The sequence below is a fragment of the Methylosinus sp. DMC45 genome, from assembly GCF_056313885.1.
Genome location: NZ_JBQUZK010000019.1, coordinates 19,189 through 44,191 on the forward strand (window position 1 = coordinate 19,189; position 25,003 = coordinate 44,191).

At 66.3% G+C, this 25,003-nt stretch carries 25 protein-coding genes; 12 read left to right on the forward strand and 13 right to left on the reverse strand.

Annotated features, from left to right (window positions below; genetic code table 11):
* Positions 1 to 3: 3 nt before the first annotated feature.
* The 6 genes from pdhA to ACT53T_RS04775 form a co-directional block, all read right to left on the reverse strand.
* Positions 4 to 1,041, reverse strand: coding sequence for a pyruvate dehydrogenase (acetyl-transferring) E1 component subunit alpha (gene pdhA, locus ACT53T_RS04750; RefSeq protein WP_476160336.1), 1,038 nt, complete (start codon positions 1,039 to 1,041; stop codon positions 4 to 6).
* A 148-nt stretch (positions 1,042 to 1,189) separates the two neighbouring features.
* Positions 1,190 to 1,534, reverse strand: a complete 345-nt coding sequence (locus ACT53T_RS04755) for an FtsB family cell division protein (protein ID WP_476160337.1) — start codon at positions 1,532 to 1,534, stop codon at positions 1,190 to 1,192.
* Positions 1,535 to 1,577: 43 nt separating this feature from the next.
* On the reverse strand, positions 1,578 to 2,345 hold the full coding sequence (locus ACT53T_RS04760; RefSeq protein ID WP_476160338.1) for a PopZ family protein: 768 nt from the start codon (positions 2,343 to 2,345) through the stop codon (positions 1,578 to 1,580).
* 188 nt (positions 2,346 to 2,533) lie between these two features.
* Entirely contained in the window at positions 2,534 to 3,958 is a 1,425-nt protein-coding gene (locus ACT53T_RS04765) for a TolC family outer membrane protein (protein ID WP_476160339.1), read from the reverse strand.
* 142 nt (positions 3,959 to 4,100) lie between these two features.
* A complete protein-coding gene (locus tag ACT53T_RS04770; RefSeq protein ID WP_476160340.1) occupies positions 4,101 to 4,823 on the reverse strand; it encodes a protein-L-isoaspartate O-methyltransferase family protein in 723 nt (240 codons plus the stop codon).
* A gap of 225 nt (positions 4,824 to 5,048) precedes the next feature.
* Positions 5,049 to 5,510, reverse strand: a complete 462-nt coding sequence (locus ACT53T_RS04775; protein ID WP_018266093.1) for an RrF2 family transcriptional regulator — start codon at positions 5,508 to 5,510, stop codon at positions 5,049 to 5,051.
* Positions 5,511 to 5,882: 372 nt separating this feature from the next.
* On the opposite strand from ACT53T_RS04775, the gene ACT53T_RS04780 reads away from it, so the two are divergent.
* Together ACT53T_RS04780 and cysK are read left to right on the forward strand one after the other, a co-directional pair.
* Positions 5,883 to 6,395 (forward strand): Lrp/AsnC family transcriptional regulator, encoded by a 513-nt coding sequence (locus ACT53T_RS04780; protein ID WP_018266094.1) that lies wholly within the window; start codon positions 5,883 to 5,885, stop codon positions 6,393 to 6,395.
* A gap of 48 nt (positions 6,396 to 6,443) precedes the next feature.
* Entirely contained in the window at positions 6,444 to 7,433 is a 990-nt protein-coding gene (gene cysK, locus ACT53T_RS04785) for a cysteine synthase A (RefSeq protein WP_476160341.1), read from the forward strand.
* A gap of 157 nt (positions 7,434 to 7,590) precedes the next feature.
* On the opposite strand, the gene ACT53T_RS04790 is transcribed toward cysK, so the two are convergent.
* Both ACT53T_RS04790 and ACT53T_RS04795 read right to left on the reverse strand, forming a co-directional pair.
* Positions 7,591 to 7,941 carry a hypothetical protein gene (locus ACT53T_RS04790; RefSeq protein WP_400768895.1) on the reverse strand — a complete coding sequence of 117 codons (351 nt, stop codon included), beginning with the start codon at positions 7,939 to 7,941 and terminating at the stop codon, positions 7,591 to 7,593.
* A 36-nt stretch (positions 7,942 to 7,977) separates the two neighbouring features.
* Positions 7,978 to 8,925: an aspartate carbamoyltransferase catalytic subunit gene (locus tag ACT53T_RS04795; RefSeq protein WP_400768897.1), complete on the reverse strand. Its 948-nt coding sequence runs from the start codon at positions 8,923 to 8,925 to the stop codon at positions 7,978 to 7,980.
* Between the two features lie 184 nt (positions 8,926 to 9,109).
* Between ACT53T_RS04795 and ACT53T_RS04800 the strand changes: the two genes are divergently transcribed.
* From ACT53T_RS04800 to nadC, 5 genes are all read left to right on the forward strand, one after another.
* The gene (locus ACT53T_RS04800; RefSeq protein WP_476160342.1) at positions 9,110 to 9,601 is read left to right on the forward strand and encodes an SH3 domain-containing protein; all 492 of its coding nucleotides are present in this window, start codon (positions 9,110 to 9,112) and stop codon (positions 9,599 to 9,601) included.
* A gap of 271 nt (positions 9,602 to 9,872) precedes the next feature.
* Positions 9,873 to 10,955: a quinolinate synthase NadA gene (gene nadA / locus ACT53T_RS04805; protein WP_476160343.1), complete on the forward strand. Its 1,083-nt coding sequence runs from the start codon at positions 9,873 to 9,875 to the stop codon at positions 10,953 to 10,955.
* Between the two features lie 85 nt (positions 10,956 to 11,040).
* Complete coding sequence (locus ACT53T_RS04810; RefSeq protein WP_476160344.1) at positions 11,041 to 11,676, forward strand: DUF4202 domain-containing protein; 636 nt, start codon at positions 11,041 to 11,043, stop codon at positions 11,674 to 11,676.
* 157 nt (positions 11,677 to 11,833) lie between these two features.
* On the forward strand, positions 11,834 to 13,360 hold the full coding sequence (locus ACT53T_RS04815; RefSeq protein WP_476160345.1) for an L-aspartate oxidase: 1,527 nt from the start codon (positions 11,834 to 11,836) through the stop codon (positions 13,358 to 13,360).
* A 97-nt stretch (positions 13,361 to 13,457) separates the two neighbouring features.
* Positions 13,458 to 14,315, forward strand: coding sequence for a carboxylating nicotinate-nucleotide diphosphorylase (gene nadC / locus ACT53T_RS04820; RefSeq protein WP_476160346.1), 858 nt, complete (start codon positions 13,458 to 13,460; stop codon positions 14,313 to 14,315).
* Between the two features lie 36 nt (positions 14,316 to 14,351).
* On the opposite strand, the gene ACT53T_RS04825 is transcribed toward nadC, so the two are convergent.
* Complete coding sequence (locus ACT53T_RS04825; protein WP_476160347.1) at positions 14,352 to 15,206, reverse strand: ChbG/HpnK family deacetylase; 855 nt, start codon at positions 15,204 to 15,206, stop codon at positions 14,352 to 14,354.
* 103 nt (positions 15,207 to 15,309) lie between these two features.
* Between ACT53T_RS04825 and ACT53T_RS04830 the strand changes: the two genes are divergently transcribed.
* The gene (locus tag ACT53T_RS04830; protein ID WP_476160348.1) at positions 15,310 to 16,287 is read left to right on the forward strand and encodes a glycosyltransferase family 2 protein; all 978 of its coding nucleotides are present in this window, start codon (positions 15,310 to 15,312) and stop codon (positions 16,285 to 16,287) included.
* A gap of 154 nt (positions 16,288 to 16,441) precedes the next feature.
* Positions 16,442 to 17,974, forward strand: coding sequence for a murein biosynthesis integral membrane protein MurJ (gene murJ, locus ACT53T_RS04835; RefSeq protein WP_476160349.1), 1,533 nt, complete (start codon positions 16,442 to 16,444; stop codon positions 17,972 to 17,974).
* 88 nt (positions 17,975 to 18,062) lie between these two features.
* Here murJ and ACT53T_RS04840 read toward each other — a convergent pair whose 3' ends face one another.
* Entirely contained in the window at positions 18,063 to 18,473 is a 411-nt protein-coding gene (locus ACT53T_RS04840; protein WP_018266107.1) for a DUF2267 domain-containing protein, read from the reverse strand.
* A 71-nt stretch (positions 18,474 to 18,544) separates the two neighbouring features.
* Positions 18,545 to 19,777, reverse strand: a complete 1,233-nt coding sequence (locus tag ACT53T_RS04845) for an aspartate kinase (RefSeq protein ID WP_400768918.1) — start codon at positions 19,775 to 19,777, stop codon at positions 18,545 to 18,547.
* Positions 19,778 to 20,071: 294 nt separating this feature from the next.
* Here ACT53T_RS04845 and ubiG point away from each other — a divergent pair, with 294 nt between their 5' ends.
* On the forward strand, positions 20,072 to 20,845 hold the full coding sequence (gene ubiG / locus ACT53T_RS04850) for a bifunctional 2-polyprenyl-6-hydroxyphenol methylase/3-demethylubiquinol 3-O-methyltransferase UbiG (protein ID WP_476160350.1): 774 nt from the start codon (positions 20,072 to 20,074) through the stop codon (positions 20,843 to 20,845).
* 62 nt (positions 20,846 to 20,907) lie between these two features.
* Positions 20,908 to 22,404, forward strand: coding sequence for a methyltransferase domain-containing protein (locus ACT53T_RS04855; protein WP_476160351.1), 1,497 nt, complete (start codon positions 20,908 to 20,910; stop codon positions 22,402 to 22,404).
* A 2-nt stretch (positions 22,405 to 22,406) separates the two neighbouring features.
* On the opposite strand, the gene ACT53T_RS04860 is transcribed toward ACT53T_RS04855, so the two are convergent.
* The gene (locus ACT53T_RS04860; protein ID WP_476160352.1) at positions 22,407 to 22,826 is read right to left on the reverse strand and encodes a hypothetical protein; all 420 of its coding nucleotides are present in this window, start codon (positions 22,824 to 22,826) and stop codon (positions 22,407 to 22,409) included.
* A 125-nt stretch (positions 22,827 to 22,951) separates the two neighbouring features.
* On the opposite strand from ACT53T_RS04860, the gene ACT53T_RS04865 reads away from it, so the two are divergent.
* Positions 22,952 to 23,818, forward strand: a complete 867-nt coding sequence (locus ACT53T_RS04865; RefSeq protein ID WP_400768924.1) for an invasion associated locus B family protein — start codon at positions 22,952 to 22,954, stop codon at positions 23,816 to 23,818.
* A gap of 103 nt (positions 23,819 to 23,921) precedes the next feature.
* On the opposite strand, the gene ACT53T_RS04870 is transcribed toward ACT53T_RS04865, so the two are convergent.
* Complete coding sequence (locus ACT53T_RS04870) at positions 23,922 to 24,929, reverse strand: methyltransferase (RefSeq protein ID WP_476160353.1); 1,008 nt, start codon at positions 24,927 to 24,929, stop codon at positions 23,922 to 23,924.
* Positions 24,930 to 25,003: the final 74 nt, after the last annotated feature.

Here is a 25,003-nt window from a genome sequence, read left to right on the forward strand (position 1 = left end):
TCCTTACACCACCACATCCGTCCACAATTCGCTCGGATCGGGCTCTGGATCATTGGTCGCGAAATCCGCCGCCTCGGAGACGATGCGGCGCACGGCGGCGTCGATCTGCTTCAGCTCGTCCTCGCTCGCTCCGCCGGCCAGCAGCCGGGCGCGCACCTGCTCGATCGGATCGTGCTCCTCGCGCACGCGCTGAACTTCTTCCTTGGAGCGGTATTTCGCCGGATCGGACATGGAATGGCCGCGATAGCGATAGGTCTGCGCCTCGATGAGGAAAGGCCCCTTGCCGGCGCGGCACCAGTCGAGCGCCTCGCGCGCAGCGGCGGCGACGGCGCGCACATCCATGCCGTCGATCTGCCGGCCGGGAATGTTGAAGGCCGTGCCGCGCATCGAAAAATTCGACTGCGCGGAGGAGCGCTCCACGGATGTCCCCATGGCGTAGCGATTATTCTCGACGATGAAGACGATGGGCAGCTTCCAGAGCTCCGCCATGTTGAAGCTCTCATAGACCTGGCCCTGATTGGCGGCGCCGTCGCCGAAGAAGGTCAGCGAGACGGAGCCGTCGCCGCGATAGAGATCGGCGAAAGCGAGGCCGACTCCGAGCGGGGCCGGCGCGCCGACGATGCCATGGCCGCCGTAAAAATTCTTCTCGCGCGAGAACATATGCATGGAGCCGCCCTTCCCCTTGGAATAGCCGCCCCGCCGCCCGGTGAGCTCCGCCATCACGCGCCTCGGCTCCATGCCGCAGGCGAGCATATGGCCGTGGTCGCGATAGCCGGTGATGAATTGATCTGTGGATTTCGCCGACATTCGCGCGCCGACGACCACCGCCTCCTGGCCGATGTAGAGATGGCAGAAGCCGCCGATGAGGCCCATGCCGTACATTTGGCCGGCCTTCTCCTCGAAGCGCCGGATCAGCAGCATCGCCCGATAGGCGGAAAGCTCCTGATCGCGCGTGAAGGCCAGAATGCCGCCCTCGGCCTGCGCGCCCTCGGCGGCGCCCGCCACATCGGCGAATTTCGCGTTCCTGTCCGCTGCCGGCATGGCCGCCCGTCCTCGTCGTCGTTGGACATTATCTGGGAGCGTGTGAGGCGTGAGCGAGCCCTCGTCCCTCCCGCATCGCGCGAGGGCTCCGCCTTCGGCAGAATAGCTCGAGCGCGAGACGAAAACGAGCGGTCTCGCGGCGCTGTCCTCAGCGACGCGCAGGCGGCGTGAGAATCACAATGTCGTTGCGATGCGCGCGGCCGAGCACCAGACGCGCCTCCTCGTCCAGAATATCGGCGTCGACGACGTCGCCGCGCACCAGCGCGAGCTTCCGCTCCCATTGGGCCCGCTCGGCCTTCAGCCCGCCGAGCTCGGCGCGCAGCTCGGCGATGCGCTGCTCATATTCGACGCCGGTCTTGAGCCCGCGCTGGCCGTTGACGCCGTGCCAGACGAAATAGCTCGCCACGAGCCCCGCCGCTCCGTAGAGCAGCAGGGGGATCACGAAAGAGCGCAGAACATGACGAGCGAACATGCCGCCACTTTGCGCGAACATTGTATAAGCGTCGTTAACGGCCTGGGTCTCGCCGAATCGGCGATCAGCGCCGCCCGCGCGCGACCCGCTCGATCTCCGCGCGCACGAGGCGCTCGACGAGATGCGGCAGATTGTCGTCGAGCCATTGCTTCAGCATGGGCCGCAACATGTCCTGCGCATAGCGCTCGATGAGATCGGCCTCGCTGATGACGATGCTCGCCGCCAGCGCCTGGAAATGCGCGCCGATCGACATGGCCGCGTCGGTCGAGACGAGCGGCGTGGGGTCGCTGTCATTGGCCGGCTCGGCCGGGCTCGGCTCGATGCTCGCGATCATCTGCTCCTCGACCGGCTCATCCGCTATGTCCTGCACATAGGGCTCCTCGGCCGCCGCGACGACGGGCTCGTCGAGCGTCTCGTCCACGACCTCCTCGGCCGTGTCCTCGGACCAGCGGCTCTGATCGGCCGATTCGGGAGCCGGCGCGGCTTCCGCCTCGGGAGCGGCGGCCGGCCGCAGCCAGAATTCGGCGGGCTTGGCGGGCTCGGCCTCGGGAACGGCGACGGGAGCCGGATCCGGCGCGGCGGCGATCGGCGTAGGCGCCGCAGGACGAGCGGCGACGGGCGCGCGCAAGGCGGGCGCAGGCGCGGGCGGCGCCTCCTCGCGCTGCGGCGGCTCGGCCGGGCGCTTCTCCTTGTCGCGCCTCGCGGCGGGCAAAGCGTCGTCGTCGGCGATGATGCGCCGGATCGATGCGAGGATCTCCTCCATCGACGGCTCGTGCGACCGGCGCTCGGCGTCGAGCGCCGGCGCGGTGATCGAAGCGTTCATTGCGCTCATGAGATGTGCTGCTTCCCGTCTCGCGGCGACGGCTCCGCAATATCATCGCCGCGCGCTATTCTTCTCCGCTCACTTCGAGCGTCGAGTCGCATCATCGGATGATTCCCCCCTTTGGTAAAACCACAGGGGTTGTGCGTAAGGGTGTATGCACACGATTTTTTACGCAGCGCGGCCTCGTCGCGCGGCGCTCAGCGCTCGGCGGGCGAGTCGACGCCGATCCACATGCCGCGCACCTGCTCGAAATGCGTCGTCGGATCATAAGCGACGACATCGAGCTTCAGGCTGTCGGCCGAGAGGCGCCCTATGGAGCCGAGCGCCGCGTAAGACGCGACGACGCGATCGCGCTGCGCGATGATGAGCGAGACGCGCGCATTGAGCAGCGCATATTGCGCATTGAGCACATCGAGCGTGGTGCGCTGTCCGACCTGCGCCTCCTCACGCACGCCGCGCAGAGCGATTTCCGCAGCCTTGACAGCGGCTTGGCCGGAGACGATCGAGGCTTTCGCCGTCTCCAGCTGCGCATAGCTGGAGACGACGCTGGCGCGCACGCTGTCGCGCTGCAGATCGGCGTTGAAGCGCGCCTGGCCCAATTGCTCCTTGGCCTGGCGAATCGACGCGTATTCGGCGCCGCCCTGATAGATCGGCACATCGAGCCGTCCGCTCGCGCCGGCGGAGAATTGCCGGGTCGCGGGCGAACCGAGAAAGGAATCATATTGCTGTGAGAGCTGCGCGGCGACCGAGAGAGTCGGCGCCAGCGCGCCTTCCGCGACCTTCACCGCAGAAGCGGCGACATCCACCTGATGTTGCGCGGCGACGACGCCCGGATGCTCGACGATGGCGACGGCGATGGCCTGATCGAGCGATTTCGGCAGCAGCGATTCGACCGATTGCGCCGGCTGCAGATTTTTCGCCTCGGCGCCGATGATCTGCCGATAAGTGGCGACGCTGGTCTTCAATTGCCCTTGCGCGCCATAGAGCTCGGTGCGCGCCTGAGCGAGAGTCGATTCGGCCTGGGCGACGTCGGTGCGCGTCACCTCCCCCACTGCGAATCGGTCGCGCGTGCGCTCGAGCTGCTGCTCCAGCACGGCGACATTGTTCTTGCGCAAATCGAGCACCGCCGTGTCGCGCAGAACATTCATATAGGCGGTGGCGCCGTTCTGCAGCGTCGCCTGCTCGGTGAGGCGCATCCCCTCGCGCGCGGCGTAGACGCCCGATTCGGCTTGGCGCACGGAATTGCCGGTGCGGCCGCCGTCATAGAGAGTCTGCGAGAGGCTCAGCGTCGCGCCGCGCGGATAGCCGACATATTCGTCGTACATATAGGTGCGCTGGCCGGTCAGCTGGCTGCGGCCGGCGGGAATCTTGATGTTGGAGTTCTGCGGCCCGACGCTCGCCGAAATGCTCGCCTTGGGACGCATGCCGGCGGCCGCCTTGGGCGCGTCCTCGTCCTTGGCGCGCACATTGGCGCGCTGCTGATTCATATCGGGATTGCCGTGATAGGCGCGCGCCAGCGCCTCCTTCAGCGTCTCCGCGCCGGCCGCGGACGGAGACGCGAGGCCGAGGACGAAAAGCCACAGCCCGAGCCAGGACGACGGACGCAATTCGACGATACGCATTCCACAAAGACCCGCTCTGGAACAAAGCGCGCCCGGCGCTCGACGAGAGCGCGGGGCGAGCCCTACGGCCTACTCACGGAACACGACGCTCGAAACAGGGCGATTCCAAGCCGAAACGACGAAGGCTTTGGAACGCTCGCCCTCAGAACACGAAACCCGGCGCTTTTTCAAAGCCTTCCAGAACGGGAGCGGAAGCGTCGAACAGAGCGCGCGCGCCGGCCGGGGCGCCGCCGGAGCGATCGAAACGGGTGACGGCCCAGCCGGAGTCCGGCTCCGCCTTGGCGATGGCGAGCAGGCGGCCGTCGGGGGTGAGCTGCTCGAAGAGACGATCGAGGCCCGCCTCCACCGCGCCCTGCACGATGATGACGTCGAAGGGCGCGGCGGCGGGAACGCCGGCCGCGAGCGGGCCGGTCTCGACGCGCACATTGGCCGCGCCGACGAATTGCAGATAGGAGCGCGCCGTCGCCGTGAGGCGGGCGTCGTCCTCGAGGGCGACGATCTCGCGCGCCAGCGGCGACAGCAGCGCCGAGGAGTAGAAAGTGCCGCCGGCGATGTCGAGCACGCGATCCGTCTCGCGAACGCCGGCGTCCTGCAACAGGCGGGCGAGCACCAGCGGCGGCAGCAGCGCCCGGCCGGGGCGGCCATGCTCGTTCTCGAGCCGCAGCGCGAGATCGGAATAAGCGAGCGGAGCGAGGTCGTGCGGCAGGAAAATCTCGCGCGGCACAGTGAGGAAGCGCCGCAGCAGCGGCAGATCCGTCACGTCGAATGTGCGCAGCTGCCGCTCGACCATCGTCTGGCGCAGGGCGGCGGTCGCCGCGCCTTGTTGCGAATTCGTCTCTGCGTGGAGCTCAGCAGCTTCGGCCATCGACCTTCCGGCGTCGCGCCGGCCTCTCGCGGGGGGTCTCGACGACGGCCGCCGGTCCGCCGCGGGCGCCCCGCCTCATGAAAGACGCCAAAATTCCAAAGAAGGCGTTCGGACGGGCCGGCTCCTCTCGCCGAACGCATTCGCTTCGCCGCGCTGCAAGAGCTCGGCCGTGCGCTTTATAGGTTCGCGCCGCGCCCATGTCCATGGCGGCCCGGCGCCTTCCCCTCAATTCCGCTCGAGCTCGCCGAGCAGAGCGCCGGCGGGATCGCCCTCGGAGAGCGCGCGCATCTGCGCCAGCGTGCGATTGTCCAGCACATTGGCGATGGCGTCGCGCGCCTCCAGCATCAGCAGGCGCACGGTGCAGCGGGCCTCGTCCTCGCAATCGTCACAGCGGCGATAGACGGTGCGGCTGGCGCATTGGATCGGCGCCAGCGGCCCGTCCAGCACTCTGATGATGTTCCCGACCCGCATGTCCTGCGGCGCGCGCGCCAGCGTGTAGCCGCCGCCCTTCCCTTTCTTGGAATGGACGAAGCCGGCGTTGCGCAGCTCGCCGAGGATCGCGTCGAGAAATTTCTTGGGGATTTGATTCGCCGCGGCGATATCGGTGACGAGCGCCGTCCGCCCCGGCTCGAAGCCGGCCAGATAGACCATCGCCTTCAATCCGTATTTCGCTTTCTTCGTCAACATCGAGCGGCGTCTCCTCGCATCCGCCTCGCCGGCGTCAGGGGTTAATTATTCTCCGGCGAACGGATTCTACAGCAAAATGGCGCCATTGCGCGGTTATTGTCCACTGGCGGCCCGCTCGCCCAGGGTCCAGCCGCGCGGAGCCGAATGATGGTTTTCTTCTACAGCCTATAAAACACATCGAAAAATGGCGGCCGAACGCCCCTTCGCCGGCCGCGCCGCCCTCCACTCGCCAATTTCGCGGTTGGGAGCGGGATTGGTAACGCTGGCGTCACAGCCCGGCCCATCCGGCTCGAGCGCAACTTCTTACCTTGACATGTTATAGTATTTTTGTGGACTATAGGAAAATCATTCTCGAAAGCCACGGGACGCGCCATGGACGCCATCGACCGCCACATTCTTTCGATACTTCAGGAGGACGCCTCCCTCTCCATCGCCGACATTGCGGCGCAGGTCGGGCTGTCGCAAACCCCCTGCTGGAAGCGCATTCAGCGGCTGGAGGCGAGCGGCGTTCTGCAGGGCCGGGTCGCCCTGCTCTCGCCCGAGAAGCTCGGCCTCGGCCTCAGCGTCTATGTCTCCATCGTGGCCGGCGAGCATTCGGACGCCTGGCTCGACCGTTTCACCGGCGCCGTCGCGGCCATGCCGGAGGTGGTGGAGTTCTATCGCATGGCCGGCGACGTCGACTACATGCTGCGCGTGGTCGTGTCCGACATGGTCGCCTTCGACGAATTCTACAAGCGGCTGATCGCGATCGCGCCTCTGCGCAATGTCGTGTCGCGCTTCGCCATGGAGCGGATCAAGGCGACGACCGCTCTGCCGCTGGAAACCGCCCCGCCCATCGCTTTTCCCCGCGCGCGCCGGGTGGCCGAAGAAGCCATTGCAGGATAAGCTCTGCGACAAGCGCGTCAGCGACCAACACTATTCCAGGAGCACCCAATGTCAGAGGCAGTATCGGCGCCGATTTACGTCCGTTCGGAAAAACCGGGGCGCGGCCGCATTTATGATTCGATCACGCAGACGCTCGGCGATACGCCGCTGGTGCGCTTCGACCGTCTCGCCAAGGAGAAGGGCGTCAAGGCCAATCTTCTCGGCAAGCTCGAATTCTTCAATCCGCTGGCCAGCGTCAAGGACCGCATCGGCGTCAATCTCATCGACTCGCTGGAGAAGAGCGGTCGCATCGCGCCGGGCCGCAATCTGCTCATCGAGCCGACCTCCGGCAACACCGGCATCGCGCTCGCCTTCGTCGCCGCCGCGCGCGGCTATCGCCTCATTCTGGTGATGCCGGAATCCATGTCGATCGAGCGTCGCCGCATTCTCGCCGTGCTCGGCGCCGAGCTGGTGCTGACCCCGGCCGCGCAGGGCATGAAGGGCGCCGTGGCCAAGGCCACCGAGCTCGCCGCTGAAAACCCCGACGCGGTCATTCCGCAACAGTTCGAGAATCCGGCCAATCCCGAGATCCACCGCGTCACGACGGCCGAGGAAATCTGGAACGACACCAAAGGCGAGATCGATTATTTCGTCTCCGGCGTCGGCACCGGCGGCACCATCACCGGCGTCGGCCAGGTGCTGAAGCCGCGCCGCCCCGGCCTCAAGGTCGTCGCCGTGGAGCCCGAGGATTCGGCGGTGCTGTCCGGCCGTCCGCCGGGACCGCATAAGATTCAAGGCATCGGCCCGGGCTTCGTGCCGCCGATTCTCGACCGCACGGTCATCGACGAGATCATCACCATCGGCAATCAGACGGCCTTCGACACCGCGCGCCAGCTCGCCAAATTCGAAGGCATTCCGGTCGGCATCTCTTCCGGCGCCGCCGTGGCGGCCGCGCTCGAGATCGCCGCGCGGCCGGAAGCGGAAGGCAAGAATATCGTGCTGATCATCCCCGACTTCGCGGAGCGCTATCTCTCGACCGCGCTGTTCGAGGGCGTCTGATCCCGGCCCCGGCGATCCGGGCCGCATCGGCTCGGATCGCCCGTCATTGCGAGCGAAGCAATCCAGGGCCATAGGGCGGGCTCCTGGATTGCTTCGTCGCTCTGCTCCTCGCAATGACGACCCATGTGGAATGCAAAGCATCCACACCGAAACCGCGTCAATGCGTATGCGGTTTTTGCGGCGCCGCCTTGCCGCGGCGCTCCAAATGTCGGCGGCCGAAGCGGCCCACCCAATAGGCGACGAAGACAATAAAGAAATAGATCAAGAGCATCCAAGGCCAGCGCTCGCTCGCGCTCTCCGCCTTGTCGGAGAATTTGATCCAGCCTTCGAAGAGATATTCGACGCCGAAGCCGAAGATGAAGGTGAGAATCAGCGCGCTCTTCCACCAGGACAGGCGAAAGAAGCCGACCGCCAGCGCGACCATCAAGGCGACGATGCCGACGCCATTGACGAACTGCTGCAACAGGCTTTCAGAAAACAGTGTGATCAGGCGAACGACAAAGACCATGCGGCGCCCCTCTGCGATCGGCGAAACAGGCGCATACTACACATTCGGCAGATGCTGCGCGAGCGCCTCCAGCACCGCCATGCGCACGGCGACGCCCATTTCCACCTGATCCCTTATGAGCGAGCGGGGGCCATCAGCCACGCTCGAGTCGATCTCGACGCCGCGATTCATCGGGCCCGGATGCATCACCAGCGCATCGGGCGCGGCATAGGCGAGCTTCTCCTCGTCGAGGCCGAAGAAATGGAAATATTCGCGGCTGCTCGGCACGAAGGCGCCATTCATGCGCTCGCGCTGCAGCCGCAGCATCATCACAATATCCGCGCCGGCGAGCCCCGTGCGCATATCGTGAAACACATCGACGCCGAGCCGCGACAGCGAATCGGGCGCGAGCGTGGAGGGGCCGACCGCGCGCAGCCGCGCGCCCAGCGCGCTCAAGAGAATGATGTTGGAACGCGCGACGCGCGAATGCAGCACATCGCCGCAGATCGCCACTGTGAGCCCCTCGATGCGGCCCTTGTGGCGGCGGATCGTCAAAGCGTCCAGCAGCGCTTGCGTCGGATGCTCATGGGCGCCGTCGCCGGCGTTGACCACGGCGCAATCCACCTTGCGCGCCAGAAGATGCACGGCGCCGGCGCGGGCGTGGCGCACCACCAAAATATCCGGCCGCATGGCGTTGAGCGTCATCGCCGTGTCGAGCAGCGTCTCGCCCTTCTTCTCCGAGGAATTGGCGACCGACATGTTCATGACGTCGGCGCCGAGCCTTTTGCCAGCGATCTCGAATGAGGCCTGCGTGCGGGTCGAGGATTCGTAGAAGAGATTGACCTGGGTGCGGCCGCGTAGCGTGGCGCGCTTCTTCTCCACCTGGCGGGAGACCTCTATCGCCTCCTCCGCCATATCGAGCAGAGTGAGAATGTCGATGCGCGACAGCCCCTCTATGCCGAGCAGATGGCGATGCGGGAAGGCGGGATGCGGTTTTTGCGGCATGCCGCCGTCTATAACAGTTTCCGGCGCGCTGGCCAGCCTTCCCGCCGCGCGCTCATGGTTGAGAAATCCTCGAGACGATCGCTCGAAAGCGACGGCGGAACCAAAGGGGATGAAAAAGAGTTCTCGCCTTTGCCCGTCTCAGAGACGCTCTTTCCCCGAATTTTTCACGAAACAGGAGATCGCCATGCAAATTCGGCTCGGCTCGCCGCTTCTCGCGGCGGCTCTCTCCCTCTGCGCCGCCACGGCCATGGCGGCGACCACCGTCGCCACGGATTTCTCCAACATGCGCTCCGGCCCCGGCGCACGCTGGCCGGTCATCGCCCAAATCCCGGCCGGCGCCAAGATACGGCTCGACAACTGCGGACCGGGCTGGAAACACGATTGGTGCCAGATCCGCTACAAGGGCAAGCGCGGCTTCGTCGCCGCCAACACGCTGGAGCCGACGATGAAGAATGTCATCGTCGCCCCGCTCGTCACCCGCGACACCACAACCGTGCGCTCCGGCCCCGGCGGAAATTGGAAGGCCATCGCCCAAATCCCGCCGGGCCAGAAGGTCGCCGCCTCCGCCTGCCAAAAGGGCTGGATGACCAGCTGGTGCAAGGTCACCTATGAGGGCAAGTCCGGCTATGTGGACCGCAACTATCTGAAGCGCAAGGGCGCCGTCTTCGCCCGATAAAGGCGTTCAGTCGAGACGCGACAGCCCATGGCCGCCCCCCGGCCCTGGGCTTTTTTGCGCGAATTCTCGCACAGCGGCGCGCGCCCTCGAGCCGATTGACATATGCTCAGTGCGAGCATATCTGTAGCGCGAAGAGTGGTTGGCGAGGGTTGCTCAAACGCGCCATGACACTTAAGCTACAAAATAAGCCTCCGTCGGGCGGCGCCCGAAGGAGATTTTGATCGACCGACTTATGCTCGAATTGAGCATAAGTGAGGATGGAGCAAGGTCCATGACCCTCACCTTCCCGGAGAAGCGCCTCGATGCGCCCGCCATCGGCGCGCTCGTCGGAGCGGCGCAGCGCTTTCCCGTGCTGCCCATGCCCAATCTCGCCTGGAGCACGGAGGTCGAGGCCGCGACCGCCCATCTCTACGAGCGGGTGGCGAAGGTCATGCCGGCGATCGAATGGGCGTATCACGCGCCCTATGTGAAGGCGATCAACGAGCTGAAGCGGGAACGCAACGCCGTCATTCTCGCCCATAATTATCAGACGCCGGAAATCTATCATTGCGTCGCCGATTTCGTCGGCGACAGCCTGCAGCTCGCCAAGCTCGCCGCCACCTCCGACGCCGAGATCATCGTGCAGGGCGGCGTGCATTTCATGGCCGAGACCTCCAAGATTCTGAGCCCCGAGAAAGTGGTGCTCATGCCCGATCTCGAGGCCGGCTGCTCGCTCGCCGCCTCCATCACCGCCGCCGACGTTCGCGCGCTGCGCGCCGAATATCCGGGCGTGCCGATCGTCGCCTATGTCAACACTTCCGCCGATGTGAAGGCGGAGGTCGACATTTGCTGCACCTCCTCCAATGCGCTGAAGGTCGTCGAGAGCCTCGGCTCCGATCGCGTCATCATGCTGCCCGACCGCTATCTCGCCGAGAATGTCGCCGCGCAGACCAAGGTCAAGATCATCGCCTGGCGCGGCGCCTGCGAGGTGCATGAGCGCTTCACCGCGGAAGAGCTCGAGACCTATCGCGCCGATCATCCGGGCGTGAAGATCATCGCCCATCCCGAATGCCCGCGCGAGGTGGTGGAGATTTCCGATTTCGCCGGCTCGACCGCGGCGATGATCGATTATGTGCGCACGAAAAAGCCGGCGCGCGTGCTGCTCGTCACCGAATGCTCCATGGCCGACAATGTCGCCGCCGAGACGACGGGAACCGAGTTCATCCGCCCCTGCAATTTCTGCCCGCATATGAAGCGCATCACGCTGCCGAAGATTCTCGACGCGCTGGTCCACATCCGCGAGGAGGTGACGGTCGATCCGCTGATCGCCGCGCGCGCGCGCGTCTCCGTGCAGCGGATGATCGATCTGGGGTGATGGATTTGCGAGCCTGAAGGCTCGCGGTCCCGGGCGCACATTGGACCGCGAGCCTTCAGGCTCGCATCTCTCGAGGAGCGCGGCCATGACGGCTCGATACGAGGCTCTGATCGCAGCGATCGACGCCGCCAACGCCGACGATCCGCGCAGAGTGACGATCGACGGCGCCGAGCGCGCTTTCGAGATCGTCTACGCCGAGCGCATGACGGCGCGCCTCGCCGCGCTCTATCCCGACGCCTCGGAACTGCTGCAAATCGCGACGCGCGCGCAGCATTTGCGCCGCTGGGATATTCCGCGCGAGAGCTTCCCGCTCGGCCGCCACGGCTACAATGATTGGCGCAAGGAGTGCCGCGCGCATCACGCGCGCCTCGTCGGCGAGCTCATGCGCGCTCAGGGCTATGCGGAAGACGAGATCGCGCATGTCGGCGCGATCATCCGCAAGGAGAAGCTGAAGAAGGATCGCGATTCCCAAGCGCTGGAGAATGTCGCGGCCATCGTCTTCCTCGAGCATTATTTCGACGACTTCCACGAGAAATACAAAGACTATGACGACGACAAGATCGTCGACATCCTCGGCAAGACGCTGTGCAAAATGTCGCCCAAGGGCCATGGCGCCGCGCTGGCCCTGCCCTTGCCGGAGCGCACGCGCGCGCTGGTGGCGGCGGCCATCGCCAAGGAGAGCGAGGCGCTCGCCAAGCTCGCAGCCGTAGCGATCGACTGATGATCGGCGCGCCCCCTCCCCACCCCTCCCCCGCTTTGCGGGAGAGGGAGCAGATTCCGCGCGTCATCGACATTTCCCGCAACGCCCGCCGCCCCCTCTCCCGCAAGGCGGGGGAGGGTGAGGGAGGGGGCGCGGCGCACGCTCGGGAGCGTTCAACGTGACACAGACTCCCATCCTCATCGTCGGCGGCGGCCTCGCCGGCCTCTTCTGCGCATTGAAGCTCGCGCCGCGCCGCGTCCGCGTGCTCACTCCAGGCTCCATCGACGAAGGCGCGGCGTCCTTCTGGGCGCAGGGCGGCGTCGCCGCGGCCGTGCTCGACACGGATTCGCCGGAGCGCCACGCCGAGGACACGCTGAAGGCCGGCGCCGGCATCGTCGATGCGGACGTCACGCTCGGCATGGCGCGCGAAGCCCGCGCGCGCATCGAAGATCTTCTCTCCTATGGCGTGCCTTTCGATCGCGCCGACGGCAAATTCACGCCTTCGCGCGAGGCCGCTCATTCCGAGCGGCGCATCGTGCGCGTGAAAGGCGACACGGCCGGCCGCGCGATAATGGAGACGCTCGTCGCCGCCGTTCGCGCGACGCCTTCCATCGAATTATTGGAAGGCTTTTCCGCGGAGGAATTGCTGACCCATGATGGTCGCGTCATCGGCCTGCGCGCGCGCGGCCGCGACGGCCTTTTGCACGATTTTCTCTCGCCCGCCACAGTGCTGGCGACGGGCGGAATCGGCCATCTCTACCGCGTCACCACAAATCCAAAGGAAGCGCGCGGAATCGGCCTCGCAATGGCGGCGCGCGCCGGCGCGCTCGTGGCCGACGCCGAATTCGTGCAATTCCATCCGACCGCGATCGACATAGGCGTCGATCCAGCGCCGCTGGCGACGGAATCTCTGCGCGGCGAAGGCGCGATCATCGTCGATCGCGCCGGCCATCGATTCATGGCGGAGATCGATCCGGCCGCCGAGCTCGCGCCGCGCGACATTGTCGCGCGCGGAGTCTTCGCATCGATCGCAGCGGGAGGCGGCGCTTTTCTCGATGCGCGCGCTACTGTCGGCGCGGAGTTTCCCGCGCGCTTTCCGACCGTCTATGCGAGCTGCATGGCCGGCGGCGTCGATCCTGTGACCGCGCCCATTCCGATCGCGCCCGCCGCGCATTATCACATGGGCGGCGTCGCCACCGACGCGCGCGGGCGGACGTCGCTCGCCGGACTTTGGGCGGCCGGCGAGGTCGCCTCCACCGGCGTGCATGGCGCCAATCGCCTCGCCTCCAACTCCCTGCTCGAGGCCGTGGTGTTCGCAGCGCGCATCGCGAACGACATAGGCGAGCAGAATATCGAGGCCGCGCCCGCCCCCGCCCCGTCGTCCGACGCGGCCGACGCGCCCGAGCAGAGCCTCGTCGATGAATTACGCGATGTGATGGCGCGCGATGTCGGCGTTATCCGTGATGCGATCGGGCTCACGCGCGCGGCGCGGGCGATCCTGCGCATAGAGGCGGCGACAGCCAATGCGCAATTGCGCAATATGGCGCTGACCGCTCTGCTGGCCACGAGCGCGGCGCTGGCGCGGCGCGAGAGCCGCGGCGCGCATTTCCGCTCCGATTTTCCGCGGGCCGAGGACGCGCTCGCGCATCGCTCCTATATGACGATGGCGCAAGCGCGCGCTATCGCCGAGGAGGCGCTGAGATGATCGCGTCTCAGCGCCGTCGATGCGAGCCTGAAGGCTCGCAGTCCAGCGCGCGCCTCGGACCGCGAGCCTTCAGGCTCGCTTCAGCTCGGACGCCGCGATGACAGCCCCCTGGACGCTCCCCGCCCTGCATGTAGAAGAGGCCGTGCGCGCCGCTCTCGCCGAGGATTTCGGCCGCGCCGGCGACATCACCACTCAGGCGACGATCCCCGAGACCGCCAGCGCCCGCGCCGTCATCGCCGCGCGCGAAGCCGGCGTCGTCGCGGGCCTCGCGGTGGCGGCGACCGCCTTTCGCCTCGTCGACCCCGCCGTCGTCTTCACGCCCGCGACGCAGGACGGCGCGCGCATCGGCGAGGGCGATGTTCTCGCCCATATCGAAGGCCCGGCGCGCGCCATTCTCTCGGCGGAGCGCGTCGCCTTGAATTTCCTCGGCCGGCTCTGTGGCGTCGCCACGCTCACGGCGCGCTATGCGGAGAAAATCGCGCATACGAAGGCCAAGGTCTGCGACACGCGCAAGACGACGCCGCTGCTGCGCGCATTCGAGAAATATGCGGTGCGCTGCGGCGGCGGCGCCAATCACCGCTTCGGCCTCGATGATGCGGTGCTGATAAAGGACAATCACATCGCCGTCGCCGGCGGCGTCGGCCCCGCATTGCGCGCGGCCAAAGCCTTCGCCGGCCATATGGTGAAGATAGAGATAGAGGTCGACACGCTCGCGCAGCTCGAGGAGGTCCGCGCCGAAGGCGCGGATATCGTGCTGCTCGACAATATGGCGCCCGATTCTTTGCGCGCCGCGGTCGCGCTGATCGGCGGCGCAATGCGCGCGGAGGCGTCCGGCGGCGTCACGCTGGAGACGATCGCGGCGATAGCGGAGACGGGCGTCGATCTCATTTCCGTCGGCGCGCTCACGCATTCCGCGAAAACGCTGGATCTCGGCCTCGATATAGAGATCGGCTGATCCGCGCGTGATGCGAGCCGATCGGGCGAAGCCGTATCACACCTCGCGTCGCAGCCGCGCGAGCGACGCGCTGCGATTGAGCATCACTTCCTCGAAGCGCGGCGAGAGCAGAAAGGCGAGCTCCTGCTCGCGCGTCACCGTCACCGGGTCCTGCGCGCGCAAATCCTCGTCGACGCGGCCGGGATGGCACATCACCAGATGCCGCTTGCCGGGCGCGCGCAAATAGGTTTCGAATTGCGCGGCGTAATCGCTGCGCGGATCGAAATCGGAAAAGCCGGCGAAGCCTTCGTTGAGCAGAAAGCCGCGCGCCACCGCCTCGCGCCGATAGCCGCGGCCGATGGCGCGGACCACCATGGCCTTGCGCATGTCGGCGCCGCGAATCACGATGCGATGCATCCGATCGCCGGCGTCGCGCAGCCACAGCTTCTCGCCCGTGAGGCCGCGCTTCTCCAACGCGTCGAACAGCGCCGTGCGCACGCCGGGCAGCGCATGGACATGCTGATGCCCGTCGAGATGGTCCGGCGCTCGGCCCATCACCGCGTAAAAGCGGTCGATCTGACGGTCGATCTCGGCGCGGATCTCCTCCATCGGCAGCTTTCCGCGCATGGCGGCGCGAATCACCTCGCGCAGCGGCGGAAACACGCCGCCGGGCGCGAATTTCGGCATATTGGTGAGCGGACGCCCGAGCGTCAGATTGAAATGCACGCCAATGTCGGCGTCATGGCGGCGGCGCGCCAGCTCGCGCCCCATGGCCGGCCAGCGATCGACATTGGTGAGCGCCGAGACCGCCGTCAGCCGTCCGACGTCCAGCGCCTCGAGAATGCCGAGGCTGACGCCCATGGAGAGGCCGTAATCATCCGCGCAGAGCGCGACCGCACGTTGCGCCGCCATCTTCCTTCCCCGTCCTCCCGGCTTCGGCGCGCTTGCGCATTTTCGCGCGCCCGCCTAGGTCTTGCCCGTTTCTCTTGCCCGGTTCGAACCTATAAGGCGAGCGATGGACGATAAAGCCGAAAATCCGCCGGAGATATCCGTAGCCATTCCGGTCTTCAACGAGGCGGCCAATCTTCGCCCGCTGATCGCCAGGCTGAAGCCCGTGCTGGAGCGTTGCGCCGCCTCTTTCGAGATCGTCTTCGTCGATGACGGCTCCTCGGACGAAACGCTCGCGGGATTGCGCGAATTGCATAGAGAGGACGCCCGCGTCAAAGCAGTGTCCTTCAGCCGCAATTTCGGCAAGGAGATCGCCATAGCCGCCGCTCTGGACCATTCCCGCGGCGCGGCCGTGGCGCTGATGGACGCCGACCTCCAGCATCCGCCGGAGACGATCGCCGAATTCGTCGCCAAATGGCGCGAGGGCTATAAGAACGTCTATGGCGTGCGCCGCGACCGCGCCGGCGAGCCGCTGATGCGAACGCTCTTCGCCAATCTCTTCTACGGCCTCTTCGATCGTTTCGGCGAGACGCCGCTGCCGCGCGGCGCCGGCGATTTCCGCCTGCTCGACCGCCAGGCGATCGACGCGCTCTCGCGCATGCGCGAGCGGGCGCGCTTTTCGAAAGGCCTCTTCGCCTGGATCGGCTTCAAATCGATCGGCGTGCCTTTCGAAGTGGAGGAGCGCGCCTCGGGCCGCTCCAAATTCAATTACGCCAAGCTCATCCGCTTCGCGCTCGACGGGCTCATGTCCTTCTCCTCCGTGCCGTTGAAGGTCTGGGCGGTGATCGGAATCATCGTCTCGACCTTCGCGCTCGCCATGGCCGCCTATTATTTCTGGCGCACGGTGTTCTATGGCGTGGATGTCCCCGGCTACGCCTCGCTGATCGTCTCCATCGCCTTTCTCGGCGGAATGCAATTGTTCTCGCTGGGCGTACTCGGAGAGTATATCGCGCTCATTTTCGGCGAGGTGAAAGGACGCCCGCTCTATCTCGTCGCTGAGCGGGTGGGGGTGGAGGACGATGAGCCTGCGAGACCATTCAAATGAATATAGGGCTCCCGAGTCACCCGCACGCTGAGGAGCGCCTGAAAGGCGCGTCTCGAAGCGCGCCGCATCTATCGGTTCCGCCTTCTGGAGCCCCTCGTGCTTCGAGACGCGGCCTGCGGCCGCTCCTCAGCATGAGGGGAATCGTGGTCGTTCCATGATCCGCAATCTTCTCTCCGTCGGCGGCTTCACGCTGCTCTCGCGCATCACCGGCTTTCTCCGCGATGTGATGCTGTCGGGCATTCTCGGCGCCGGGCTCGCGGCGGACGCTTTCTTCGTCGCCTTCAAGCTGCCCAATCATTTCCGCGCCATTTTCGGCGAAGGCGCCTTCAACGCCGCTTACGTCCCCTGCTATTCCAAGGCGCTCGAGCAGCAAGGGAAAGACTCGGCGAAAGAATTCTCGAGCGAGGTGTTCACGCTTCTGCTCGCCTCGCAAATCCTGCTGCTCATCCTCGCCTACGCCTTCATGCCGCAATTCGTCGGTCTGCTCGCTCCGGGCTTCGACGATCCGAAACTCGCGCTCACCGTTTCGCTGACGCGCATCACCTTCCCCTATCTGCTCTGCATGACTCTGGTCACGTTGCATCAGGGCACGCTCAACGCCAATGGCCGATTCGCCGCGCCCGCCTTCGCGCCAAATCTGCTCAATCTCACCATGATCGCGGCGCTCGCCGTCGCCTTTCTGTTTCCGAGCGCGGCCTATGCCGCCGCCTGGGGCGTGACCATCTCCGGCGTCTTGCAGCTCGCCCTGCTGATGGCCAACGCCCGCATGATCGGCGTGATGGAAGGCCTCGCGCGGCCGCATTGGAAGCGCGTGCGTGAATTCTTCCTGATGCTGGGCCCGGCGGTGATCGGCTCGGCGAGCGGGCAGATCGCCATTTTCGCCGATACGATCATCGCGTCGATGCTGCCGGACGGCGGCGTCTCCTCGATCAATTACGCCGATCGCATCTATCAGCTGCCCAATGGCGTCATCGGCCTCGCGGCCGGCACAGTGCTGCTGCCGGAGATGAGCCGCCGCATCGCCGCCGGCGACGAGGACGGCGCCCATGCGGCGCAAAATCGCGTGATGGCGCTGACCGTCGCTCTGGCCGCGCCTTTCTTCATCGCCTTTGTGACGATCCCCGAGCTGATCATGAGCGGCGTCTTCCTGCGCGGCGCCTTCACCCACGCAGACGCCGTTGCCGCCGCCGATGTGCTCGCGGCCTATGGCGGCGGGCTGATGGCGCTGGTGCTGATCGCCTCCGCGCGCGCGAGCTTTCAGGCGCATGGCGACACCAAGACGCCAATGTATGTCGCGCTCGGCGCTGTCGTCGTGAATGTGGGGCTGAAGATCGCGCTCTATGAGCCGATGGGCGCGCCGGGCCTCGCCACTGCGACCTCCGTCGGCCTATGGATCAATCTCGCGGCGCTGATCGGCCTCGCGCTGCATCGCGGGGCGATGCGCTTCGACGAGACGTTTCTGCGCGTCTCCATCGCGAGCCTCTGCGCCAGCGCGCCTTTGCTGGCGACGGCCTTTTATGGCTACGGGCCGGCGATGGCGCTGGCTGGGCGCCTCGGGCCGATGCGCGATATCGCCGCTCTGCTACTGCTGGGCGCAGCGGGAGCGCTCGTCTATGCGGGCGTTCTCGCCGTCTGCCTGCGGGCCTTCGGCCTGCGCCTGTCGCAGCTGCGACGCGCACGAGGCTGAGCGTCATTGCGAGCGTAGCGAAGCATCCAGGGCCACGCCAGCGGCTCTGGATTGCTTCGTCGCTACGCTCCTCGCAATGACGGACGCCTCACAGAAACTGCGACAGCCCCGGCACCGAATCGGTAATTTCCTTCAGCTTTTCCTTGCCCACCAGACCTTCGGCGTGAGCGAAGAACTCCTTGGCCAGCGCCTGGCTCTGATCCATGGAGAGGCCGACGCTGGAGAGCCGGCCGGCGAGCGCCATCAGATCGCCCTTGGAGCCGCCGACGAGGCCGCCGAGCCCGCCCAGCAAGCCGCCGAGCAGCCCGCCATCCGCCGCCGGAGCGGCCTCGGCCGCCGCGATCGCCTCCTCGGCGCCGGGCAGCTTGGCGATGAGATCGGCCGCCGGACCGTCCGGGAATTCCTTGCGGAAAAAGCCGAGCACGTGACCAGCGGCGAGGCGCGCCGTCTCGGGCTCGACGCCGAGCGCTGCGGAAATGCGGGCGATCAATTCATCCATGCTCGGCTCCTACTTCAAAAAAAGCTCGGTCTCGACAATTACGCGGCGATTGCGACGAATTCGCAGCGACCTCACTCGGCGTCGAGGCCGTAGAGCGAATGCAGCGTGCGGACGGCGAGCTCCGTATAGGCGGCGTCGATCAGCACGGAGAATTTGATCTCCGATGTGGTGATGGCGCGAATGTTCACGCCCTTCTCGGCCAGCGCCTTGAAGGCGCGGGCGGCGACGCCGGCGTGGCTGCGCATGCCGATGCCGATGGCCGAGACCTTCGCCACATCCTTGGCGCCGGCGAGGCCGGCATAGCCGATCGAGGGCTTGGCCTTCTCGAGAATGGAGAGGCAGCGCTCATATTCGGCCGCCGGCACGGTGAAGGTCATGTCGGTCATGGTCGCGTCGGAGGCGACCTGCACGATCATGTCGACATTCACGCCGGCCTCGGCCAGCGGCACGAAGACCGCGGCCGCCACGCCGGGCTTGTCGGCGACGCCGCGAAGGGTGATCTGCGCCTCGTCACGCGAGAAGGCGATGCCGGTCACGACCTGGGCTTCCACAATATCCTCCTCTTTGCAGATCAGCGTGCCGCTGTTGGGACGGGCCGGATCGTCGAAGGACGAGCGGACGAAGGTGCGGACTCCATGCACCATGGCCACCTCCACCGAGCGCACCTGCAGCACCTTGGCGCCGAGCGAGGCCATTTCCAGCATCTCCTCGAAGGCGATGCGCTCCATGCGCCGCGCCTTGGGAACGACGCGCGGATCAGTGGTGTAGACGCCGTCGACATCCGTATAAATGTCGCAGCGATCCGCCTCGATCGCGGCGGCCACGGCGACGGCGCTGGTGTCCGAGCCGCCGCGGCCGAGCGTGGTGATGCGGCCGCTCGGCTGATGAATTCCCTGGAAGCCGGCGATGACCGCGACCTCGCCGCGATCGAAGCCGGAGAGCAGCGCCGAGCCATCGATCGACTGAATCCGCGCGGAACCATGGGCGTCGCTGGTCAGGATCGGGATTTGCCAACCGAGCCACGAGCGCGCCGCAAGGCCGAGATTCTGCAGGGCGATGGCCAGAAGGCCGGCCGTCACCTGCTCGCCGGAGGCGACGACGGCGTCATATTCGCGCTGATCGTGCAGAGCGGCGGCGTCCTTGCACCAGGCGACCAGCTCATTGGTCTTGCCGGACATGGCCGAGACCACGACGGCGACCTTGTAGCCCGCCTCCACCTCGCGCTTCACATGGAGCGCGACATTGCGGATGCGTTCCACATTGGCGACCGAGGTGCCGCCGAATTTCATCACCAGACGAGCCATGACCGACCTAGATTGGAAACACGGGCCCGGCTCGGGGCGAGCCGGATGGCCGCTCGCATCCGACCAAAAGCGGGCGTATATGTGACGCCCCCGTCGCCGGTGTCAACGCCGCGGCGGGGTTCCGCGTGCTTCGAGACGCCCGCTACGCGGGCTCCTCAGCATGAGGAGCGCCACTGGTGAAGGGAGCAATCCTCTCCCTCATGCCGAGGAGGCTCCAAAGGAGCCGTCTCGAAGCACGAGGGAGAGCTCCAGATCGCGAGAGCGGCCGCCAAGGCCGAACAAAAGAGGACAAGCGTGCCGCAGCATCATGACCGCCCCCATTCCGCCAGCGTCGACCCGAAAGACGTCGACCGTTTCGACCGGCTCGGCGAGCTGTGGTGGGACGCCACGGGCAAAATGGGCATTTTGCACGACATCAATCCTGTCCGCGTCAATTACATCCGCGATCTCGCCTGCCGGCATTTTCGCGTGGACGGCGCGGCCCGCGACCGTCATGACGCGCAGCCGCTCGCGGGGCTGCGGCTCGTCGATATCGGCTGCGGCGGCGGCATATTGAGCGAATCGCTGGCCGAGCTGGGCGCGAATGTCGCGGCGGTCGATCCCGCGCCCAATAATATAGAGGTGGCGCGCCGCCATGCGGAGCGCTCCGGCCTCGACATCGCCTATCGCAACAGCACCGCCGAGGCGCTGGCCGCGGAAGGCGCGCGCTTCGATATCGTCGTCGCCATGGAGGTGCTGGAGCATGTCGAAGGACAGAGCGATTTCGTCGCGACGCTCGCCTCGCTGGTCGAGCCGGGCGGAATGCTGTTTCTCGCCACGATAGACCGCACGCTGAAGAGCTATGCGCTGGCGATTCTGGGCGCCGAATATGTGCTGGGCTGGGTGCCGCGCGGCACGCACGACCATGACAAATTCGTGCGGCCCGACGAATTGTCCGCTTGGCTGCGCCGCGCCGGGCTGCGCGAGATCGACCGCTCCGGCATGAGCTTCCAGCCGCTGACGCGCAGCTGGCGCAAGAGCCACGACACCGATGTGAATTACATGATGACCGCGACAAAGGTCGGCTAGGCCAGCCTGACGACAGCTCGGCGCGGCAGGATATGTCCCGTTTGTTTCGGGAGCATAGCCGCATGAGTCTGCATATTTCTCCGCCGTCGCCGCCGGACCTTATCGACACGCTCGCGGTCTGGCGCGCGCGCTTTCCTCGTTTCGCTGAAATGATGGACGCCGGCGAATCGCCGGTCAAAGCTTTGCGCTATCTCGGCCTCGGCCTCTGGCAGGAGGGCGATGTGACCGGCGCGGTCGCCGCTCTGACGACAGCCGCCTCACTGACGCCCGAGGACGCCCATCTCCTCGCCGATCTCGGCGCGGTGCTCTGGCTCGACGGCCGCAAGGCCGACGCGCTGCAATGCTTCATCGCCTCGCTGGAGCGCGATCCGAGCCGCGTGCAGGTCTGGCTCACCGTCGCCAGCCTCTGCAACGAGATCGGCGAGACCGCCACCGCCGAGCATTCCTATCTCGCGGCGCTCGATCTCGACCCCGCCTGCGCCGAGGCGGCGACCGGGCTCGGCCTCATCTGCCTCGAGAGCCGCCGCTATGACGAAGCCGTCACGCTGCTGCGCGGCGCGCTGGAGCGCGGCGTCGCCACGCCCGGCCTCTACGCCTGCTACGGCCAGACGCTCTATCTGATCGGCGAGTTCGCAGGCGCGCGCGCCGCTCTGGCGCCCGCCGCCGCCGCTCTGCCCGAGGAAGCGGCGATCGTCCGCAAATATGCGCTCGCCGCTTGCGTGGAAACGGCGCTGCACGCCTCGCCCGAGGACGCCTTCGCCGCCTATCGGCGCGCCGCCGGCCTTCATGCGGAGGAGGACGCGCGCATCGGCCGCGTGGTGTTCCGCGCGCTCTGCGGCTTCGGCCACAAGGAGGCGGCGATTCGCTTCGGCGAGGCGCTGCTGCGCGCGGCGCCGGACGATCAGATCATCCCCTTCCATCTCGACGCGCTGCGCGGGACGCCGCGCGAGCGCGCCTCGCCGGCCTATATCGCCGCCTGCTTCGATCTCTATGCGCCGGACTTCGACCGTCACCTCACGGAGAGGCTCGACTATCGCGTGCCGGAAACATTGCAGCCTCTGCTGGCGGAAACCGCGAGCAGCTTTCCGCGCATTCTCGATCTCGGATGCGGCACCGGCCTCGCGGCGCCCATGCTCGCCGGCTTCGGCGCGCAGATCGTCGGCGTCGACCTCTCCCCCCGCATGCTGGAGAAAGCGCGCGAGCGCGGACTCTATACGCGGCTCGTGGAGCAGGACGCGGAGGCGTTTTTGGCCGGCTGCGACGAGCGCTTCGATCTCGTGGTCGCGCTCGATATGCTGATCTATCTCGGCGATCTCTCGGCGCTGTTCGCCGGCGCGGCGGCGCGTCTCGCGCCGGGCGGGGTCTTCGCATTCAGCTTCGAGACCGGCGCCGGCGCGGATTACACGCTCGATCCCGCCGGCCGTTTCGCGCATGATCCCGCCTATATAGAGGCGCTCTCGCAAAAGGACTTCGTCCCGCTCGTCTCGCGGGCGACGACGATCCGCATAGAGGCCAACCGGCCGGTCGACGGCCGGCTGGTCCTGCTGCGGAAACGCTGAGACTATAGCTCGTCCTGCGCCGCCTTCGCCTGCTTCAGCAGCGCGTCGGCGGCGATGATCTTGTCCTTCTCGGGATCATGGGCGATCGCCTCGAAATCCTTGGCGAGCGCGGCGCTGAAGGCCAGCGCCGCGATCTTCTCGCGAGGGTCGCTCGACCATTTGATGGCGATCTGCGCATCGCGCCCGCCGATCGCCGCGGCCAGCTCCGGCGACAGCGCCGCGGCGGGGTCGCGCTCCGAGAAGCGAATGTCGAAACCGGCGTCCTCGCCGTCATATGTGCAGGGCAAATAGCCCTCGACGGCGAAAGGCGCGTAGTCGTGATCCAGCGCGACGCCGATCTTGGCCGCGTCGATCGCCTTTTGATGCGCGGCGCGATCCGGCAATTTGCCGCGCTCGATATAGAGAATATGCCGTCTGGCCATGGAAGCATCCCGTTTCGCGCGCGTCTTTCGCGCGCACGCGCCAAGCAGGAAACATTCCAGCGATCCGCCTTCATCTGTGACGCCGCCACTGGTTCGCCACAGGCGCGGGCGATAGAATTGCGGCCATGATTCGCCCTTCTTTCCTTCCCCTCCTTCTCGTCGCCGGCCTCGGCCTCACTGTCGCGGCGCCGGCGCTCGCCAAAGAAAAGCCGGCGGCCGAGGATGCGGCCGCCGAACCCAAGGCCGACAAGAAGAAGCCCGCCAAATCGGAGGCGAAAAAGCCGGAGACGAAAAAGCCGGACGCCGCCAAAAAGCCCGCGGACGCGAAAAAGACCGCCGAGGCGAAGAAGCCCGCGGATGCGAAAAAGGCCGCCGCCGCGGACGAGTCCGAGGAGCCGGACGCCAAGCCCGCCAAGGACAAGAACGGCAAGCCTGTCAAAGGCGGCAAGGACCATGGCGGCAAGGATTCGGGCGGCAAAGATTCGGGCGGCAGGGACGCCAAGGCGGCGGGCAAGGAGAAGCCGGCCGAGAAGGAGAAGCCCGGCGCCAAGACGCCGACCGCCATCGGTTCCTATGGCGATTGGAACGCCATGACCGCGCATGGGCAGGGCAAGGACAAGACCTGCTATGCGCTCGCCGAGCCGAAAGATCGCCAGCCGGCGAAATTGCAGCGCGACAAGGCCTATGTCTTCATCTCGACGCGGCCCGGCGAAGGCGTGCGCAATGAGGTGGCGATCATCCTCGGCTTCGCGGCCAAGGACGGCGGCGCCGCCAGCGCCGACATCGACGGCGACAATTTCGAGCTCGTGACCAAAGGCTCCAACGCCTGGGTGAAGAATCCGGCGAAAGAGAAAGAATTCGTCGAGGCGCTGAAGAGCGGCACGAAGCTCGTCGTCAAGGCGCCCTCGGCCAAGGGCAATGTCACGACCGACAGCTATTCGCTGAAGGGCCTCTCGGACGCGCTCGGCCGCGTGCAGAAGGAATGCCCGTAGAGGCGAGCAGTCGTTGCTCGAGCGCCCCCTCCCCGACCCTCCCCCGCTTTGCGGGAGAGGGGGAGGGTGGGAGAGGGGGCGCGCTCCGCGAGAATCGAGTGGCTCACTTCACGCCGACGACCATCGAATCCGGCCCCAGCAAATGCTCGACGCGCGTTTGCGAGAAGCCGGCCTCACGCATCCAGCCCTGGCAATCCGCGCCGGTGTAATCGAAGCCACCGGGCGTTTCGATCAGCATGTTGAGGCTCATCAGCAGGCCGAAGGCGTTTGTCTTGCGCTCGTCGTCGATCAGCGCCTCATAGACGATGAGCGCCCCACCCTTCGGCAACGCCTCATAGGCCTTGGCGAGCAGCAGGCGCTTCTCCTCGAGATTCCAATCGTGAAGAATATGCCCCATGACGATGACGTCGACCTCGGGCAGCGCATCTTTGAAGAAATCGCCCGAATAGAAGCGCAGCCGCTCCGATAGGCTGTTCTGCGCGACGAAATCATCGAACGCCGGCTGCACTTGCGGCAGATCGAAGCCGCCGCCGGAAAGATGCGGATGCGCACGCGCGACCGTGACAGGAACCATGCCCTGCGCGCAGCCGACATCGACGAAGCTTTTGTAATTCCGCCAAGGGAATTTCGCGGCGATGGCCTGCGCCGGACCGGCGCTTATGCCGCTCATCGCGGCGAGGAAGCCGCGCAGCTTTTGCGGATCGGCGTAGAGCGCGCCGAAAAAATCGCCGTCGGCGGCGTTCTCGCTCTGCGGCTTACCGCTCCGCAACGCATCGGTGAGGCGGTTCCAGCTCGCGAACAAGCGCAGATTGGACATTTCCAATATCTGCCCGACATAGCTCGGCTTGGCGCGATCGAGGAAGAGGTCCGTCTCCGCCGTGTTGCGATAAAGGCCGTTCTCGCGCTCGAGCATTCCGAGCGCCACCAGCGCATCGAAGAAATCGCGCGCCGAACGCTCATGCAGGGCGAGCCGGGCGCGCAGCGTTTCGGCGTCGGCCGGGCCTTCCGCCAGGACGGTGAAGAGGCCGAGCTCGACCGCCGTGAGCAGGACCTTCGAATTCCAAAAGGCGAATCCGAGACCGAGGATTTTTTCCGGTGAGAGCTGGCTCATTCTGTCCTCACAAACAGCAATCTTCGCGCGCGTCTCCTTCTCCCGCTTGCGGGAGAAGGTGGCCCGGCGTAGCC